The sequence below is a fragment of the Dolichospermum compactum NIES-806 genome (assembly GCF_002368115.1).
GTDB classification, from domain to species: domain Bacteria; phylum Cyanobacteriota; class Cyanobacteriia; order Cyanobacteriales; family Nostocaceae; genus Dolichospermum; species Dolichospermum compactum.
This window is the reverse complement of record NZ_AP018316.1, coordinates 1,297,193-1,315,796: the sequence shown is the minus strand read 5'-3', so window position 1 is coordinate 1,315,796 and position 18,604 is coordinate 1,297,193. Positions and strand designations below refer to the sequence as shown.

Sequence of the window (18,604 nt, the reverse complement as noted above, 5' to 3'; positions counted from 1 at the left end):
GTGAAAAAATTCTGTACTGTTTTCATGCTTATATCAGATAGCTCACCAACAGAAGAAATTAGCAACGCAGATTAGATTTATTAAATTTATTAAGCTTGTACTCAATAGGTTTAAACCCCTATTTAACAGAACTTTACATTTTCTCTTGGGGTAGGGGTACTAGCTTTTTATCACAGGGGTACTAGTATTTTCAGATCAGGGAGGCAGCCTTTTTGTACTCACCACAGACCTCTTAACCTGTAGGGCTTTACAGCTATTTAGCCAAGATATTTTTCCATATATTTAGTTGTACTCATTTCCTGATAAACGTTGTCTTAATGACAGTAAATATAGATTTTATGTATTACTCACTACTACTATTATTTTATTATTTTGGTAGTCGAAAGGTGGATTTCTTTATTTTGTTTTCGGATTTATTTGCTGTATGTGGGGATACAAAATTGTAATAAGATCCCCGACTTCTTTGATTCATTCTGTCCATAAATAATAAATCAATGTTAGAAGTCGGGGATCTGGGTATGAACGATTGCTATATCAATCAAGAACCAAAGAAATATTTCATCTTAATCTTAATATCAGTAGTAGTTTTAGATACAGCAACAGCCGAATCATTAAACTTAGGCGGTCCAGTGAAAACCTCTGGATTGTTAGAAAACCCAAAACCTTCTATGGGCGCACCAAAAGCACCAGTATCAAGATTACCATTTTCATTGGCATCATGAATTAATCCAACAGCATAACTACCTGCTCTCAAGTTATTGAAAGTCAGTTTTTGAGATAGTTCTGTGATCTTGATACATTGAGATTGTAAAGCATTTTTACTATCACGAGGAAATCCTTGACTTTTATCAAAAAGCGTAGCACAAACTTGTCCAGATTTGTTTTTGAGTCCCTCTACTTCAATTGTCAGACTACTATTCAACTCTGCCTTAGCATTAGCTAAAAAGAGTAAATTTCCCAATATAGGGAGTAGTAACATTAGCCTCAGACTTGATGTTTTCTGCAACGCAATGTTTAACTTTTTCTTCATTAATTTACCCTCTATTAAATTAGAATTAATATTTCACCCAGCCATATTGTCAAGTTAGATTTTCTGAATCATCTAACAGACACTTTTGTAAATATAACAGAAATTAACAAAATGTCAAAAATCAATAACTAAATCTGCATTCAGCAACTTCACCGAATCCAAATTTTGAGAACTACAAACACCCGTCACGTCAGTCACAAAGATGCTTATATACTAATACATTTTATTTGTTAAAGTTGCGGCGCATATAAATAAATTAAATCTATACTGTAACAGTATCCGCCTCATATTTATCATCAGGATGGATAACAATAACTTTGATCACATTTTTCCTAATCTGCTTTGTTTACTATATTTATAGCGTAGTAATGGGGGAAAGTTCATGGCTAACATAATTATCAATATCATCAAAAAATAATGATCAAAAAATTAAATCTTTTGCAAATTATCTGCATTAATATAGATGTTGCAATGAAGCTATACTCACTATACAGTAAGCAATACAGCTATAAAAATATCATGAATAATCAAAAACTTAAAAAAATATAAATTGCATTTTTACTCTAGAAAAAAATGATAGGTTGTATACAGAATTGAATTTCGCACGTACCTGGAGTAATCGGGTTGATTTTACTCCAGTTTTTTAACCTCAAATCTCTGAATAACAAGAGTTTTTAGGAGAATTTGCAGGAAAGTTGAGTACAGTCGAATATCAGGAAAATTCGCTAAAAATATAGCCAAAAACCTTGCAGGTATTGAGTTTGAGATGAGTACAAAGAAATCCTGAACCCCTAACTATAAATACTCGTACCCCTAACTATAAATACTCGTACCCCTACCCGAAAAAATCTTTTTTAATTTTTGTATCGTTGCAATGCAAGGATTTAAGGATTTGAGTACAAACATAATAAATCCAATAAGTTCTATCCTGGTGTAAACCAAAGGGGACAAAAAAAGGGCTGCTATAAATCATTTATCGCCAATCACTTAACGCTCCTTAACAAAACCAAGTTAGCAGTCAAAAGTGAGTGGAGGGATGAGATTAGCACCATGTCTAAAATAATTTAGGTATTGGCAGTAGTAAAAGCATCTCCCACAGTGGCTCTCAAGTCCACCTCCAACAGCGAAATTCAATGACACTACCTGCTACAGATATTCTCACCTCCGACTTTCAGAATGCCATTATCACCCCCGCTACATCTGCTGCTTGCGGTTGCGACAGCACCACAACTCCAGAAATGGACGAAAAACTCATAGAGCGTATTTCTAAACACCCTTGCTATAGTGAAGAGGCTCATCATCACTATGCACGGATGCACGTTGCCGTCGCTCCAGCTTGCAATATTCAATGTAACTATTGTAACCGCAAGTATGACTGCGCTAACGAAAGTCGTCCTGGAGTAGTGAGTGAATTACTCACACCGGAAGAAGCTGCACATAAAGTGTTAGTAATTGCCGGAAAAATTCCCCAAATGACTGTATTGGGAGTTGCAGGTCCTGGTGATCCTTTGGCTAATCCAGAAAAAACTTTTCGGACTTTTGAATTAATTGCCGATAAAGCACCAGATATTAAATTGTGCTTATCTACTAACGGTTTGATGCTGACAGAACATATTGATCGCATTAAACAATTAAATATAGATCACGTTACTATTACCCTTAATACCATTGACCCCGAAATAGGCGCACAAATCTATTCTTGGGTTCACTATAAACGCAAGCGTTACAGAGGGGTTGAAGGAGCAAAAATTCTTCTAGAAAAACAGTTGGAAGGATTGCAAGCTCTCAAAGAAGCTGATATCTTATGCAAAGTTAATTCCGTAATGATTCCCGGAATTAATGATCAACATTTGGTAGAAGTTAATAAGGCTATTCGTGAAAGAGGCGCATTCTTACATAACATTATGCCGCTAATTTCTGCACCAGAACATGGGACTCATTTCGGTTTAACTGGTCAACGGGGACCAACAGGAAAAGAACTGAAAGAAGTCCAAGACAATTGTTCTGGTAACATGAAAATGATGCGCCACTGTCGCCAGTGTCGAGCAGATGCGGTAGGATTATTAGGAGAAGACCGTAGCCAAGAATTTACTAAAGATAAGTTCATGGAAATGGCTCCAGAATATAACTTGGAAACCCGCCAAGAAGTTCACGAAGGTATTGAGAAATTTAGAGAAGAAATTAAGGCTGCAAAAGATAAAGTATCAACTGGCAAAAAATCTGCTAATAGTCCTAAAATTTTGATTGCAGTAGCAACAAAAGGTGGTGGATTAGTTAACCAACACTTCGGACACGCCAAAGAATTTCAAGTTTATGAAGTTGATGGTAATGAAGTTCGTTTTGTTAGTCACCGCAAGATTGATCAATATTGTCAAGGTGGTTACAGCGAAGAGGCTACCGCAGACAATATAATGAAGGCGATCGCAGATTGTAAAGCAGTCTTGGTATCGAAAATAGGCAATTGTCCCAAGGAAAAATTAGAAGCAGCAGGAATCCAAACTGTTGAAGCCTATGACGTAATTGAAAAGGTTGCTTTAGAATTTTACGAGCAATATATTAAGGCTAATGGGTAATTCAATTTTGGATTTTGGATTTTGGATTTTATTGAATTAACTCTAATCTAAAATCTAAAATCTAAAATCTAAAATCTCAGAGGTAAATAATCATGGCTTACGAAATTACTAGCCAGTGTATTTCCTGCAAGTTGTGTTTATCTGTTTGTCCTACCGGTGCAATTCAAGAAGTTGACGGTAATTACTGGATTGACTCTGAACTTTGCACAAATTGCGCTGGTAGTATTCATACCGTACCTCAATGTAAAGCCAGTTGTCCTACTGTTGATGGTTGCGTTAAACAACCTAGTGATTATTGGGAAAGTTGGTTTGCTACTTACAACCGTGTTTTAGCAAAGTTAACCAATAAACAAGACTATTGGGAGAATTGGTATAACTCTTATTCCCAAAAGTTTTCCGAACAATTGCAAAAGCACCAAGGACAAGTAGTTATATAAGTAATGGGTAATAGGTAATAGCTTTTCCCAATTACCTTTACCCATTACCAATCACCAATCACCAATTAAGAATTCCCCCTGATTACTCATAATATTTATATGGAAACTATGCAAAATAATTGCATCTATCTTGATAATAATGCCACCACTAAAATAGATCCTCAAGTTGTTGAGGCAATGATGCCTTATTTGACGGACTATTATGCTAATCCTTCTAGTATGCACACTTTTGGTGGACAACTTGGAAAGGCTGTAAAGACAGCTAGAGAACAAGTTGCGGCTTTACTGGGAGCAGACGAATCAGAAATTGTTTTTACCAGTTGCGGAACTGAAGGCGATAATGCGGCTATTCATGCGGCGTTATTAGCTCAACCAGAAAAACGTCACATCATCACTTCCCAAGTAGAACATCCGGCAGTTTTAAATGTCTGCAAACAATTAGAATCTAAAGGTTATCAAGTTACTTATTTGTCAGTAAATGCTAAGGGACAAATAGATTTGAGTGAGTTAGAAGCTTCTCTAACTGGTAATACTGCTTTGGTAACAGTAATGTATGCCAATAATGAAACCGGCACTATATTTCCAATTGAAGAAATTGGTGCTATGGTTAAGGAATACGGCGCTCTCTTCCACGTTGATGCAGTGCAAGCGGTAGGCAAAATACCCTTGAATATGAAGACCAGCACCATAGATATGTTAACTATATCTGGTCACAAAATTCATGCTCCTAAAGGTATTGGTGCTTTGTATGTGAGACGTGGGGTTCGTTTCCGTCCTCTATTAGTTGGTGGACATCAAGAACGAGGACGCAGAGGCGGTACAGAGAATGTTCCGGGAATTATTGCTTTAGGAAAAGCTGCGGAATTGGAACGATCACATTTGGAAGAGGCAACTACTAAGGAAAGAAAGTTGCGCGATTATTTGGAAAAATCTCTTCTGGCTAAAATTGCTGATTGTGAAGTAAATGGTGATATCAAAAATAGATTGCCAAATACTACAAATATCGGTTTCAAATATATTGAAGGTGAAGCAATTTTGCTCTCATTAAATAAGTACGGTATTTGTGCTTCCTCTGGTTCTGCTTGTACTTCTGGTTCTCTAGAACCTTCTCATGTTTTACGAGCTATGGGTTTGCCCTATACTACTTTACATGGTTCGATTCGCTTCAGTCTTTCTCGCTACACAACTGAAGCTGAAATTGATCAAGTAATTGCAGTCATGCCGGAAATTGTTGACCGTCTGCGAGCTTTATCTCCCTTCAAAAATGATGAAGCAGGTTGGTTACAACAGCAAGGACAAACTTTAGTAAATAGGTAATAGGTAATAGGTAATAGGTAATGGGATTCCTCTATTACCAATCACCAATTACCAATCACCCATCCAAAATCTAAAATCCAAAATCTAAAATTAACTATGTGGGACTACACTGATAAAGTATTAGAGTTATTTTACGATCCTAAAAACCAGGGCGCGATTGAAGAAACTGGCGAAACTGGTGTTAAACTGGCAACTGGTGAAGTGGGAAGTATTGCTTGTGGTGATGCTTTAAGATTACATTTGAAAGTTGAAGAAGCAACAGATAAAATTATTGATGCTCGGTTTCAAACTTTTGGTTGTACCAGTGCGATCGCATCTTCGAGTGCTTTAACTGAAATGGTCAAAGGTTTGACTTTAGATGAAGCTTTGGGAGTGACAAATAAGGAAATCGCCGATTATTTAGGTGGTTTACCTGAAGCTAAAATGCACTGTTCTGTTATGGGTCAAGAGGCTTTAGAAGCTGCGATTTATAATTATCGTGGCATTCCTTTAGAGGCACATGACGATGAAGAAGGTGTCCTCATCTGTAGCTGTTTCGGAATAACTGATGCTAAGATAAAGAAAGCAGTTGCACAAAACAATCTCTTCAGTGCAGAGCAAGTAACAAATTATGTAAAAGCTGGTGGCGGATGCGGTTCTTGTTTAACGAAGATTGATGATATAATAAGAGAAGTAAAGCAGGAAGCCGCCAACAAAAATCTCTACAACTACAGGGCAAACGCTAAAACAGAAATTCTCAGTTCAGAGCCACAAAGACCACTAACTACAGTTCAAAAAATTGCTCTGATTCAAAAAGTATTAGATGAAGAAGTCCGACCCGTTTTAATCGCCGACGGGGGAGATGTGGAACTTTATGATGTGGAAGGCGATAAAATTAAAGTAATTCTTAAAGGTGCTTGCGGTTCATGTTCTAGCAGCACAGCTACTTTAAAGATTGCGATTGAAGCAAGATTACGCGATCGCATCAGCAAAGAAATTATTGTCGAAGCAGTGTAGGGGCGGGGTCTCCCCATCCAGGGTTTTCAACGCCCATTAACCAATTATTCTTACAACCCAATAAACACCATGAAAACAACCAAATTTTCTGTAGAGCGATCGCCTCCATAGATAGCGACGTTCTACAAACGCTCACCGCCGTAGAACTTGGCCGTGAGAACCAATAGACAAAATCACCAATCAACTAATTCTAGGAAACACGAACAATGACTGACGACAAAATTAGACAGATAGCTTTCTACGGCAAGGGCGGTATCGGTAAATCTACCACTTCTCAAAATACTTTAGCCGCTATGGCTGAAATGGGTCAACGCATCATGATCGTAGGTTGCGATCCTAAAGCTGACTCTACCCGTTTGATGCTTCACTCCAAAGCTCAAACAACCGTTCTTCACTTGGCTGCTGAAAGAGGATCTGTTGAAGACCTAGAACTTCATGAAGTAATGCTCAAAGGTTTCCGCGACGTTAAATGCGTGGAATCCGGTGGTCCAGAACCCGGTGTAGGTTGCGCCGGTCGTGGTATTATCACCGCTATTAACTTCCTAGAAGAAAACGGTGCTTACGTAGATTTAGATTTCGTATCTTACGACGTATTGGGTGACGTTGTATGCGGTGGTTTTGCTATGCCTATCCGTGAAGATTAAGCTATTTTGTCTAGGGTTTTTGTTAATGCAATTGGTTGGGAAGTTTGATTTTTTTATGCCCTATTTTTGCCCTGGGAAATATTGGGGAAATGGGGTTTTTGTTAGGGTTTATTCTTTTGTTTACCCTATTTTTTACCTTGTGTCAAGAGAGATACATGATTTTTGACAAATGTGTTACTGATTTGGTGGGTTATAATTAGATTTAGAAAAGAGCAGTATCTACCAACAGTGAGGAGAATTTATCTTTATGGACTCAAATACACAACCACAACATTCTGAAAATAACAATCAAGTTTGGGAATGTTTACCCACTACTTCCAACTATGTAGATCAAATTGCCTTTAGTCCAGATGGAAAAATATTAGCCAGCTTCCATAGAGAATCAACTGAACCAATCAAACTCTGGGATGTAGCAACTGGTCAACAACTCTATACCGCTAATTTTGCCGATCTTCAAGAAGTTGACAGAGAGATTGATTTTTTGTTTTGCAAATCGTTATTTTTTAGCCCGAATAAAAAAGCTTTAGCTTATACTTGGACTTGTAAGGGTTTTGTTTGGGATTTGGCACTAGGCAAAGCAGTTATCATAAAAGCACTAAAGTCACCTTTTAAGGATTACCAGTGGGAAAATGTTGCTCTCAGTCCAGATTTGCAAATAGCAGTCTCAACCAATAAAGATGCTGGGATCATCAAGCTGTGGGAAACATCCACTGGAAAAGAAATTCATACTCTTTCCGTTGGGGACAACGTATGGGATATTTATGGCAATCAGTTTAGCCCAGATGGCAAAATCTTTGCCAGTTTAATCTGGTTCAGGACGTATGAAACAATAAAGCTGTGGGAAGTCGAAACGGGGACAGAGCTTTGTAGTATCACAGTGCCAGATATTACAGGACACAATAAATATACTGGTGTTATTGCGTTGAGTTCAGATGGTCGCATCTTAGCCAGTAATTCTGGAGATAATGATACTCAAGATAGTAATCAAACAGTTATTGTATTGTCAGAAACTCTTACGGGTAAGGAAATTTGTAGGTTTCCAAAGTTTGGATGGGAAGACTTTGTAGCGAAAAAACTTGCAGAGGAAGAATCTGTAGAGAAAGAATCTGTAGGTTTAAAAAAATTTATATCTTCTGCTTTCGATAAATTTCTCTTAATTTTCAGCCCTAAGCTGTCTGAAATGGAGTATGAAATGCAATGGGGAAAGAATCTATTACGGAGCGTAGAATGGACTCATGAATTGATGTCGATAAACAAATCAAAAAAAATTGTATCCCTTGCTTTCAGTCCTAATGATCAGCTTTTAGCAAGTGGTGATATAACTGGCACAATTACCCTATGGCAACTCAAAAAAGGATTATCAGAACCACCTACAACGATTCAGACTTTTACCAGTGTTTCCAAACAACCGATCAAAAGGCTTGCTTTTAGTCCAGATGGACAAATTTTGTCCACCGGACACGGCGACAATGATGGTGGGATTACTCTGTGGGATGTAAACAGTGGGAAAAAACTTAAAACCCTTGCTGGTCATGCGGTATCAGCTTCCAGAGTATGTTGTGATGGTTTCGGGGATCGTGACCAGGTAGCTGTTAGTCCTGATGGAAAGACGATCGCTAGTAGTGGCAACAATGACATGATTAGACTCTGGAACACACAAACTGGTTCTTTCCTCCGTTCCTTTGAATCTAAGTCTCATTCGGGTTCTGCTCACAAAATCACCTTTAGTCGTGACGGTAAATTTTTAGTTAGTGTTTATTGGACAGATATTGTCCTATGGGAAGTATCAACAGGTAGAGAAATTCAGGCAATGATACCTGATCCTGATGCTGATAATTCTTCCTTTCCTTCTTGGGGTTCAAGATATTTAAATCAGTATGGAGACTTACTAGCGATTCGTGAAAAATCTACAAATTTCGATGGTGCAAAGTTACAAATTAAAGTTCTGCAAGTTCCTAATGGTGAAACTGTTTGTACGCTTATTGGTAACTATCAGTTCCCATCCCAAATTATCTTCAGTCCAGATAAACGCCTTGTTGCTACTCGGCATAATATGTCTGAGTTTGGAATATGGGAGCTTGCAACTGGTAAGTTGATTCGTAATATCAACACTGATTACGCTGAAGGTGATACTGACCCTGGAGATCCAGATCCAGTGCTGTTTAGTCCAGATGGTGAAATTTTAGCAATTGCAGGAACTGCAAATATCACCCTATGGCAAGTTAGTTCTGGAGAAAAAATACAGATTATTAATCGTTACCATCAAGGTTGGGGAAGTTGCTTGGCTTTCCATCCCAATGGGCAAATTTTGGCTTTTAGTGGATCAGACAGTACAGACAGTATCAAACTTTGGGATATAAAAACTGGCAGCGAGATTTGTATCCTTCAAGAAACCTTAAATAGAGTTACTTCGCTTGATTTCAGTGGTAATGGAGAAGTTTTAGTGAGTAGTTATCGTGATGGCACGATTTCAGTGTGGCAGCAAAAAAGGGTTTAGCCTGATGAGTGTATGAGTGCGATCGCATTTCCGATATTGTAGGTTTGAAAGCGATAGCGAAGCGCTCCGTAGGAATCGCTTTTCGGGTATTGTGGGTTTTGAGAGCGATAGCGAAGCGCTCCGTAGGAATCGCATTTCTGGTGTTGTGAGTTGTGAGAGCGATCGCTTCTACTAAAGACGGTATAATACTTTTATTCTCAAGGATAATACTCATGGAAATCCAAGAACTTAAAGCAATAATCAAAGAAAGCATCCGCGAAGTTTTGCGAGAAGAAAGAATGTTACTTTGTCAAGTCCTCATACCCTATGTAAGTGACGAAGAACAAGAAGAACTAGATGAAATATTTGGTTCACCATCAGATTATCAAGATGAAGAATTAGTTGATATGACAGAGTGGGTGAAAAATGGCCATAAAATTTCGTAATAATGCTATTAAGTTTTTAGAAAAGGCAAATCTTGAAGATGCTGAGAAAATCCAGGAAAAAATATCCCAACTTCTATATTTTGTCGAAGAACAAGCCATTATTCCCTTTACAGAACTTGATATTAAAAAAATGAAAGGAGATTGGGAAGGATTTTATAGATTACGTATTGGTAAAATCAGAATTGTCTTTACAGTTAATACCCAATCTGGTGAAGTTGAAATTTTCACAATTGGTACAAGAGGAGATGTTTATAAATAAAAGTTTTTAAATTAATAAAGATGTGCATTGTGGGGATGCGATAGCGTTCGCGGTAGCGTCCCGGAGGGAACTAGCGCTCCGTAGGAATCATATTTAGTGTGTCCAAGTAAGTGATTTAATGCTTTAATTAGGATTAAGGATATAACTTTGAGAATTGTTATCAATTCAAAGATAAGGAGATAAAGATGCAAATTGCAGTCAAGCCAGATCAAGAAAAATACATTTCAAGTTGGTAAATTGACAGTTTTTAATATTGGTGGTAACAAAGTTAGACTAATTGCAGCAATTCATTATAACCGCCAAAAAATCTATATCCGTGCTGTGCTAACACATTCAGAATATGATGAAGGAAAGTGGAAAGAATAATGCAAACTTTAAACTTTGAAAAAACCATTAATGCTTGGTCATCCATTGCCGAAAATGTCTTTGTTCCTCACACAGAACAGGAATATGAACACTTAGTTTATATACTAGATTCTCTGATAGATCAAGTTGGTGAAGATGAAAACCATCCCCTTGCTTCACTCATGGAAGTCATCGGAGTTTTAATTGAAAACTATGAAAATGAACATATTCCTGAACTAGAGGAAGAGTAATTATGAATCACCATTACAGTATTTTAATTCAGTGGTCAGATGAAGATCAAAAATATGTAGTCAGTTTTCCAGAGTTCGGTCCTTATGCCCATACTCACGGAGAAAGCTATGCAGAAGCTCTAAAAAATGGAGAAGAAGTATTAGAACTTTTAATGGAAGAATATCAGTTACAAGGAAGATCACTTCCACAGCCTTTAATGGTAGGTTCTTCTATGACAATTGATTAGTAACTTTTAATTGCTGAATTACCCGCCATTTTGCATCATCCAAACTAACATACCCAAAATTTCTTCCACAGGAGGGAGAGAATAATCCATTAAATCAATAGTAACAAGATCATTTTCCAACTTCAGGAAACGCCATTGTGTACCACTACTAATTACACCATAAATAACACGAAGGGGATTATTTTTAGCAGCATTAAATCTTTGCGCGGCCACCATCTCTGCAATACATTGTCCAAACCCAGTTCTTAAATCAGCCTTTTTTGCTTCAACAATGACAATTACAGGGGCTTCAATTTCTAACACTTCAGGAGAACTACTTAATAGAAAATCGCAAATTCCATTAAGTCCCACTGACTCATCAACTGTAAAATCTTCACCCGAAAATAAACTAATTTGCCGATTTAAAATTCTTCTGACTTCTAACAAAACTGGGTAAATAATCCCTTCCGAACGTGCTTTTTCACTAGCAGAACCAGCCAGCGGTAAACTTTCTTCAAGATATGCTTTTAGCGTCACAGATGGTTCAATTTTTTCAAGAATAGGAATAAAACGCCCACCTTCCTGAGTTTTTAAACCAAAAGCTTCTTTAACCTTACCAATAGATGTAAATTGACTATAAGACATATCTTGTAACATTCCTAGTTTTATAAAATTACTCTTTGCGCCTCTGGGTGAGGCTAACTCTTATCCTAACTCAATTTTTATCAAACTGTGTCCCATCTGTAACCTTAATCTTTCGTTGTCAATTCTTAACCTCTCATTTTCCTGTTCCAATTTAATCACCATATCTTGTAAATCTTCCACTTTTGATTTTTTCTTAATTGCTTCCTCAATTGCCACCTTGCGATTTTCCAAACTAAACCACTTTTGATAAATGGATGTGTGCATATTCACAGAATGACCTAAATTATCAGCAGCAGCTTTGATGGGAATCCCCATTAAATGCGCTCGAATTGCCCAACCATGCCGTAAATCATAGGGTTGAAAAGGAATCCCCACAAATCTAAACCATCTATCTGTACCATGTCGTGCAGAGTTGATTTCTCGACTGGTAACTTTATCTTTAATTTTTGCCTTTAATAATTCAATTGCTTCGGTATCTGTGGTTAAATTAAAAGTTTCTACCCAGCGCGGATATAATGGTAAAGCTTCTCTTTCCCCGGTTTTACATTCTTCATTAACACGCCAGGTATTCATCACATTTTCCGAAGATAACCACCAATTCAAATCAGGATGCACAAAAATTTCAATTGGTCTTAATCCATAAGTTGCTAACATCCCATATACCCATCTCCACAATTTCCAATTATTTCTATCTTCTCTAGTTATCAACTTACTCGAACGATTAATAGCATAATTTTCAAACTTGAGATATTCCTGTTCTATTTCCGTATCTGTAGGTATATCACGCTTACGTTGAGAAATAGCTTTGATTTTTAAATTACTCAATTCTGGAACTTCTAAACCAGAACATTTACACAAAACCCTAATTACCTTAATTAATTCATTTTTCACACTATCCGAAGATGGGCAAAATTTCACAGCATCAATAAAATTAGCATTTATCGCTATTTTATCCTTTGGTAAATGTGTGTTAGCAATATAGAAATAACTACTAAAAGTATTGTTACTTTTGAGAGTGCATTTCCTAGTTTTAAAATAGTTGTTTTCAAACTCAGAAACCAACTCTCCTATCGTGAGAAATTTCGCTTTAAATCTAGTTTTGCCTAAATATTTATCAGTCCAAATAAATTGTTTTCTAGCAATCAATTTTCCTAACTCATTAGCCTCTTCCTCCGCCGTATTTAAACCATCAAAACTGAAGGCAATACCCAAAGAAATATCATATTGCTTTGTGCCGCTACCGTTTTTATCAATATCACCTGGTTTAATAGGTAAGGTAGTTCTCAACTGTAATGAATTACCGGATTTTCTGACAGAAACACTCACCCTAGAGGCTCTTAGTCTAGCATTAATTGCCTTTAATTCTGTTGTCAGTTTTGCCGTTAGGTGATTTTCTTGATTTTCTACTGCTTGCATTCTGCCTAAATATCCCCCGTCGGTAATAGCTGTTTGGTGAAAATCGGCAAATGCTTCCTGTGTTCTGCTCATACCCTAGATTTACCCTAATAAAAAAACTGTTCACTCTAGACAATGATTGCGGCAAACATAGTTAAAAATGAATATTTTCCGGCTTTTAAAATTATCTTATTACTCTTCCCCGTGAAGGTAAAGCACAAGAAATCTACATCGTTACATCAGGTGAAATGATGGCGATGTACGCTGCAAACAACATCGCTCGTGGTGTACTTAAATATGCTCACTCCGGTGGAGTTCGTTTAGGTGGTTTGATCTGTAACAGCCGTAACACAGACCGAGAAATCGAATTAATCGAAACCTTGGCAAAACGGTTGAACACCCAAATGATTCACTACGTTCCCCGCGACAACATAGTTCAACACGCTGAACTACGTCGGATGACAGTGAACGAGTATGCACCAGAAAGTAAACAAGCTAACGAATACCGCGCACTAGCTAAGAAGATCATCAACAACACTAACCTCACCATCCCTACACCTATCGAAATGGAAGAATTGGAAGAATTGTTGATTGAATTCGGTATTCTTGAAAGCGAAGAAAATGCTGCAAAATTGATTGCTAAAGCATAAATCAGTATAATTCGCTGCCAAGAAAGAATTTTCTCGCACCAGGAAGAAGGCAGAGAGCAAGCACATCAAAAGCTCTCACCTTTGACCAACATTTCCCCTATCGCTACGGGGGACTTCATGTCCCCAAATACCTCATCCCTATTTTCGTTCCTTTAGAAGCAAGAGAGACTAACAATGGCTTCGACCGATGACAAGAAGATTGTTGAACAAAGAAAAGAACTAGTTAAAGAAGTTCTCAAAGCTTACCCCGAAAAAGCTGCTAAGAAGCGTGAAAAGCATTTAAACGTATTTGAAGAAGGTAAGGCTGATTGTGGTGTTAAATCTAACATCAAATCCTTACCCGGTGTAATGACCGCTCGTGGTTGTGCTTACGCAGGTTCTAAAGGTGTGGTTTGGGGTCCTATCAAGGACATGATCCACATCAGTCATGGTCCTGTTGGTTGCGGTTACTGGTCTTGGTCTGGTCGTCGTAACTACTACTTAGGTACAACAGGTGTTGATACCTTCGGTACTATGCACTTCACCTCCGACTTCCAAGAACGCGATATCGTGTTTGGTGGTGACAAGAAACTGACTAAATTAATTGAAGAATTAGATGTATTATTCCCCTTAAATCGTGGGGTTTCTATTCAATCTGAATGTCCTATCGGTTTGATTGGGGATGACATCGAAGCAGTAGCTAGAAAGACATCCAAAACCATCGGTAAGCCAGTTATTCCCGTCCGTTGCGAAGGTTTCCGTGGTGTGTCTCAGTCTTTAGGACACCACATCGCTAACGACATGATTCGTGACTGGGTATTCCCCAAAGCAGATCAAGGCAAGAAAGACGGTACATTGAAATTTGAAGGCACTCCTTATGACGTAGCCATCATTGGTGACTATAACATCGGTGGTGACGCTTGGGCCAGCCGTATCCTTTTAGAAGAAATCGGTTTGCGCGTTGTGGCTCAATGGTCTGGTGACGGTACAATCAACGAAATGTTGATGACACCAAATGTGAAGATGAACCTCATCCACTGTTACCGCTCGATGAACTACATCAGCCGTCACATGGAAGAGGCCTACGGTATACCTTGGCTTGAGTATAATTTCTTTGGTCCTACCAAGATTGCTGAATCTTTACGCGAAATCGCTTCTAAGTTTGATGCGAAGATCCAAGCAAATGCTGAAAAAGTAATTGCTAAGTACCAACCTACTATGGATGCGATCGTTAGTCAATATCGCCCCCGTTTGGAAGGTAAGACAGTTGCAATGATGGTTGGTGGTTTACGTCCCCGTCACGTTGTTCCCGCTTTCCAAGATTTGGGAATGAAGATGATTGGTACTGGTTATGAGTTCGCTCACAGTGACGACTATAAACGTACTACTCACTACATCGAAAACGGAACTATCGTTTATGACGACGTTACCGCTTACGAATTTGAAGAGTTCATCAAAGCATTGAAGCCAGACTTAGTTGCTTCTGGTGTGAAAGAGAAGTATGTCTTCCAAAAGATGGGTCTTCCTTTCCGTCAAATGCACTCTTGGGATTACTCCGAACTTGATTATGTTGCTGGAAAGGTGCGTTAGTTTAAGGTTTTTTGGGAGGTTTTTTAGTTGGGCAATTTTGATATTTTAGTTTTTAGCCTAAATTGATTTTATTATGTTCTATCATAACATTGTTTATGGATAACTGCAAGTGGTGAAAGGGTGACTTTTCCAGGTTTTATTAAGTTATTAATTTTTGATGTTTGGTGGTTTGGTAAAATTGAATAACTTTTTTTGCTTTGATTTTCTAGACTAAATGGCTCTCCTAGACTAGTTAGAGAAAATTAATACTTGATATCAGGTTAAGTCCTTACATAGTAAGGGATTCAATAATCAGAAATCATATTTTTATTAAATTTTTGATTCTCTTTTAGCGAAACCTAGTTATATCAGGTGTTTTAGGTGTTTTTTAGTATTAATATCCATAACACAATCAGAAATATGTCTTAGAAAAAATGTTATTATATTAACCAAGTTTACTTAGTTTGAATATGCTTGATCTAAATTATTTTGATATCGCCCAATATGCAGGAAATAAAGCCTTAGATGAGTTGTATAAAGCATATCTTATATATATTGAACCTATACCAAGGGCTTTGAATAATAATAACATCCATGTTGTTTCTTATGATTTCAAAGAAAATCATGATATAGACATTTTATCTTCAAACCTAACAGTACGAGATATTGATGTAGATTCTGCTGATCCTATAAATGCTTTACACTGGAGTAGTTATCTTATAGCTTTACGTGAAGCGGAGGCTAAATACTGCATTAATGCAGCAATATTTTTTCAAATGAAGATGGAATCTGTGATCAATGACGTTATTGACAACAATGTATTAGGAAAATCTTTCTATGAAAAATGGAAAAACCTTTTAATGTCACATAATGCTACACCAGAAGAACTAGATTATTTGAATGGATACTGTGAAAATATCTATAGAAAAATGCGTAATACAACCATTCATGCTAAACAAAGGTTTGGAATCATAAATGCAGAATTGTTTAGATTTCCTCATGTTCATAAATATATAAAGTTTGGTTGGTATTCGTTTGTTTTCTTGCTTAATAAAACCAATGGATTGAATATGAATTATGAAGATAACTGGTTACAAATATGTCAGTCTATTCATCGTATTCCTGCAAACATATCGGAAGAGGATTTTTGTGATATGAGTATATTGTCAGGAGAAATGTCCAAAAAGCATTATGATTATATAAATCAGAACTTATAGTTTGTTTTAACAAACGAGCGTTGAAAGCACAAAGGATAAAATTTTTAATCGGTAGGTTGGGTTAAGCAACAGCGCAACCCAACATAATTTGAAAAAATCAAAAAAATAATCAATTACATCCTGTAAATCCTAAAATCCTGGATATCCTGATTCTGACAAATGGTTTAAAATATTAATAACTGACATTTATAACAAGGAGCATAAATTTATGCCAATCATGACCCTGAAAGATGTAGAACAAGTTCAAACTGCTTTTAGTGAAGCTGGTTTAGATTACGATGTTGAATTAACAAACGGGAGAATTTCTATTGTGGGTCCATCAGATATTGTATCTAGTGAAATTAGCAGTCGTTTAATTGCTTTTCTCTTCGCTTGGGTAAATCCTCGTCGTTTAGGAAGAGTATTTGATTCTGCTGGTGGTTTTATTTTACCTGATAGCAACCTCACCGCACCGGATGTTTCTTTTGTTCGGGCTGCACGTCTGCGTCAAAGTCCTCGCTATTTTGGCGAACTTGTACCAGATTTAGTAGTAGAAATTAAATCTCAAAGTGATAAAATTAAAACATTAAAAAATAAGATTCTCAACTTGATCAAATTAGGTGCAATTATTGGAATTTTAATTGATCCTGATGAAGAAACAGTAACAGTTTATCCTTCTCAAGGTGAACCAATAGTTTTTCATAATGGCGATATTTTAACTTTACCAGAACTTTTTCCAGGTTGGGAATTAGCTGTTTCTGAATTATGGCCTCCTATTTTTACTGAAGAAGAAATAGAAGGCTTAACGGACGACAAGGGAATTGAAAAAAAGAATTAAAAAATCCAAACATTCTCTAAAATTTTACACCAATTTGACCATTAACTCCTCGCACAGAATTGTAACCAGCACCCACAAAAACATGATCGCTAGTGACTACTTGTACACCACCAGAAACAGCCACTCCTTGATCTTCCGAATACCAACCAATTCCGACATAAGGTGAAATAACTGGTAAACTCAAGAATTTTAAAAAATCTGCTCCCATAGCACCTTGAGGACCCCTTCCTACTTCAACACCAAAACCTAAAACCTTAACACCCGCACCATAGGTAACTTCACTATCTTTACTTCCCACCGTTACCCAAGGTTGTGGTAAAAGTTGAGCCGCAACCTGATGAGGGGTAAATATATTTAAGCAAGTTAGGGATGAAATGAGTATTTTGATCGTCAATGCTTTTTTCATTGTTGTTCTCCTCTACTACCAGTGATATCGTAACATTTTCATAAACATAATTAGAAATGTTTTTGGTGTTGTGTAGGTATAACTTAACATTTTCGGAGTCATGTTATCATTAACAAATAATTACTTGGTATCATATCATGATGATTACTCAAGCGCCAGAATCTCCATCTAACACATTAGGAGATATATCAGAAGAGATAATTTTCCCACCCAGTGACCTCTATAGTGATGAACCTCCCGTGGAAACAGAACTGCATCTCGAACAAATAATGATCTTAATAAAATCACTCAAATGGTTATGGAAAGAGAGAACTGATTTTTATGCTGTCGGAAACCTGAGTATTTACTATAGTCCTCATCAAAAAAAATCAAAAGATGTGAGAGGTCCAGATTTTTTCGTGGTTTTAGGAACAGAACGAAAAACTAGAAAAAGTTGGGTTGTATGGGAAGAAAATGGTAAATATCCTAACCTGATTGTGGAAATTCTTTCACCAACTACAGCGAAAACTGACAGAGAAACTAAAAAAGAACTTTATCAAGATATTTTCCGCACACCTGAGTATTTTTGGTTTGATCCCTATAGCTTAGAATTTGCAGGTTTTTATTTAATACATGGTAAATATCAAGTTGTAGAACCGAATGAAAATGGACATTTATGGAGTCAAGAACTGGGTTTATATTTGGGAATTGACCGGGGTTTATTAAGGTATTTTACATCTGCTGGATATTTAGTTCCTACACCGGAAGAAAGTGCAGAATTTGAAGCACAAAGAGCAACAATTGAAGCACAAAGAGCAGCAATTGAAGCTCAAAGAGCAACAATGTTTGATGAAAAAGCTCAACGGTTAGCAGCAAAGTTGCGAGAATTAAATATTGATCCAGATACAATTTAATTTAAATTTAGATCCCCGACTTCTTTGAGAGGTCGGGAATCTAATTATAATCT

Annotated in this window: 18 protein-coding genes and 2 pseudogenes; 16 read left to right on the top strand and 4 right to left on the bottom strand. The window is 37.1% G+C overall.

Translation table 11 applies throughout. The annotated features are described in order from the left end of the window. Positions 1 to 538: 538 nt before the first annotated feature. On the bottom strand, positions 539 to 979 hold the full coding sequence (locus CA730_RS06445; protein ID WP_231940002.1) for a DUF2141 domain-containing protein: 441 nt from the start codon (positions 977 to 979) through the stop codon (positions 539 to 541). A gap of 1,184 nt (positions 980 to 2,163) precedes the next feature. Here CA730_RS06445 and nifB point away from each other — a divergent pair. From nifB to CA730_RS06390, 11 genes and pseudogenes are all read left to right on the top strand, one after another. Beyond that, positions 2,164 to 3,603, top strand: a complete 1,440-nt coding sequence (nifB, locus tag CA730_RS06440) for a nitrogenase cofactor biosynthesis protein NifB (RefSeq protein ID WP_096665349.1) — start codon at positions 2,164 to 2,166, stop codon at positions 3,601 to 3,603. Positions 3,604 to 3,695: 92 nt separating this feature from the next. Next, on the top strand, positions 3,696 to 4,040 hold the full coding sequence (locus tag CA730_RS06435; protein WP_096665346.1) for a DUF362 domain-containing protein: 345 nt from the start codon (positions 3,696 to 3,698) through the stop codon (positions 4,038 to 4,040). A 108-nt stretch (positions 4,041 to 4,148) separates the two neighbouring features. Continuing rightward, entirely contained in the window at positions 4,149 to 5,357 is a 1,209-nt protein-coding gene (gene nifS, locus CA730_RS06430) for a cysteine desulfurase NifS (protein ID WP_096671328.1), read from the top strand. A gap of 96 nt (positions 5,358 to 5,453) precedes the next feature. Continuing rightward, positions 5,454 to 6,353: a Fe-S cluster assembly protein NifU gene (gene nifU, locus CA730_RS06425; RefSeq protein ID WP_096665343.1), complete on the top strand. Its 900-nt coding sequence runs from the start codon at positions 5,454 to 5,456 to the stop codon at positions 6,351 to 6,353. 206 nt (positions 6,354 to 6,559) lie between these two features. Further along, positions 6,560 to 6,991, top strand: a pseudogene (locus tag CA730_RS06420) (AAA family ATPase); the annotation flags it as partial. A 253-nt stretch (positions 6,992 to 7,244) separates the two neighbouring features. Beyond that, positions 7,245 to 9,494: a WD40 repeat domain-containing protein gene (locus CA730_RS06415; protein WP_096671326.1), complete on the top strand. Its 2,250-nt coding sequence runs from the start codon at positions 7,245 to 7,247 to the stop codon at positions 9,492 to 9,494. 212 nt (positions 9,495 to 9,706) lie between these two features. Then, positions 9,707 to 9,919 carry a hypothetical protein gene (locus CA730_RS06410; protein ID WP_096665337.1) on the top strand — a complete coding sequence of 71 codons (213 nt, stop codon included), beginning with the start codon at positions 9,707 to 9,709 and terminating at the stop codon, positions 9,917 to 9,919. Then, a complete protein-coding gene (locus CA730_RS06405; RefSeq protein ID WP_096665330.1) occupies positions 9,900 to 10,178 on the top strand; it encodes a type II toxin-antitoxin system RelE family toxin in 279 nt (92 codons plus the stop codon). The genes CA730_RS06410 and CA730_RS06405 overlap by 20 nt, the downstream gene beginning before the upstream one ends. A gap of 192 nt (positions 10,179 to 10,370) precedes the next feature. After that, a complete protein-coding gene (locus CA730_RS06400; protein ID WP_407644796.1) occupies positions 10,371 to 10,544 on the top strand; it encodes a type II toxin-antitoxin system HigB family toxin in 174 nt (57 codons plus the stop codon). After that, positions 10,544 to 10,774, top strand: coding sequence for a hypothetical protein (locus CA730_RS06395; RefSeq protein ID WP_096665327.1), 231 nt, complete (start codon positions 10,544 to 10,546; stop codon positions 10,772 to 10,774). The genes CA730_RS06400 and CA730_RS06395 overlap by 1 nt, the downstream gene beginning before the upstream one ends. Before the next feature lie 2 nt (positions 10,775 to 10,776). Further along, on the top strand, positions 10,777 to 11,001 hold the full coding sequence (locus tag CA730_RS06390; RefSeq protein WP_096665324.1) for a type II toxin-antitoxin system HicB family antitoxin: 225 nt from the start codon (positions 10,777 to 10,779) through the stop codon (positions 10,999 to 11,001). 18 nt (positions 11,002 to 11,019) lie between these two features. On the opposite strand, the gene CA730_RS06385 is transcribed toward CA730_RS06390, so the two are convergent. Beyond that, complete coding sequence (locus CA730_RS06385) at positions 11,020 to 11,625, bottom strand: hypothetical protein (protein WP_015081303.1); 606 nt, start codon at positions 11,623 to 11,625, stop codon at positions 11,020 to 11,022. A 60-nt stretch (positions 11,626 to 11,685) separates the two neighbouring features. Continuing rightward, on the bottom strand, positions 11,686 to 13,113 hold the full coding sequence (locus CA730_RS06380) for an integrase (protein ID WP_096665321.1): 1,428 nt from the start codon (positions 13,111 to 13,113) through the stop codon (positions 11,686 to 11,688). A 110-nt stretch (positions 13,114 to 13,223) separates the two neighbouring features. Between CA730_RS06380 and nifH the strand changes: the two are divergent. The 4 genes and pseudogenes from nifH to CA730_RS06360 all read left to right on the top strand — a co-directional run. Continuing rightward, positions 13,224 to 13,670 (top strand): annotated as a pseudogene (gene nifH / locus CA730_RS06375) (nitrogenase reductase); the annotation flags it as partial. Between the two features lie 174 nt (positions 13,671 to 13,844). Next, positions 13,845 to 15,239 (top strand): nitrogenase molybdenum-iron protein alpha chain, encoded by a 1,395-nt coding sequence (gene nifD / locus CA730_RS06370; RefSeq protein WP_096665318.1) that lies wholly within the window; start codon positions 13,845 to 13,847, stop codon positions 15,237 to 15,239. A 449-nt stretch (positions 15,240 to 15,688) separates the two neighbouring features. Next, positions 15,689 to 16,435 carry a hypothetical protein gene (locus tag CA730_RS06365; protein ID WP_096665315.1) on the top strand — a complete coding sequence of 249 codons (747 nt, stop codon included), beginning with the start codon at positions 15,689 to 15,691 and terminating at the stop codon, positions 16,433 to 16,435. Between the two features lie 208 nt (positions 16,436 to 16,643). Then, positions 16,644 to 17,252 (top strand): Uma2 family endonuclease, encoded by a 609-nt coding sequence (locus tag CA730_RS06360; protein ID WP_096665312.1) that lies wholly within the window; start codon positions 16,644 to 16,646, stop codon positions 17,250 to 17,252. Between the two features lie 16 nt (positions 17,253 to 17,268). Here CA730_RS06360 and CA730_RS06355 read toward each other — a convergent pair whose 3' ends face one another. Further along, positions 17,269 to 17,658 (bottom strand): hypothetical protein, encoded by a 390-nt coding sequence (locus tag CA730_RS06355; protein WP_096665309.1) that lies wholly within the window; start codon positions 17,656 to 17,658, stop codon positions 17,269 to 17,271. Positions 17,659 to 17,795: 137 nt separating this feature from the next. On the opposite strand from CA730_RS06355, the gene CA730_RS06350 reads away from it, so the two are divergent. Continuing rightward, the gene (locus CA730_RS06350) at positions 17,796 to 18,551 is read left to right on the top strand and encodes a Uma2 family endonuclease (protein ID WP_096665304.1); all 756 of its coding nucleotides are present in this window, start codon (positions 17,796 to 17,798) and stop codon (positions 18,549 to 18,551) included. Positions 18,552 to 18,604: the final 53 nt, after the last annotated feature.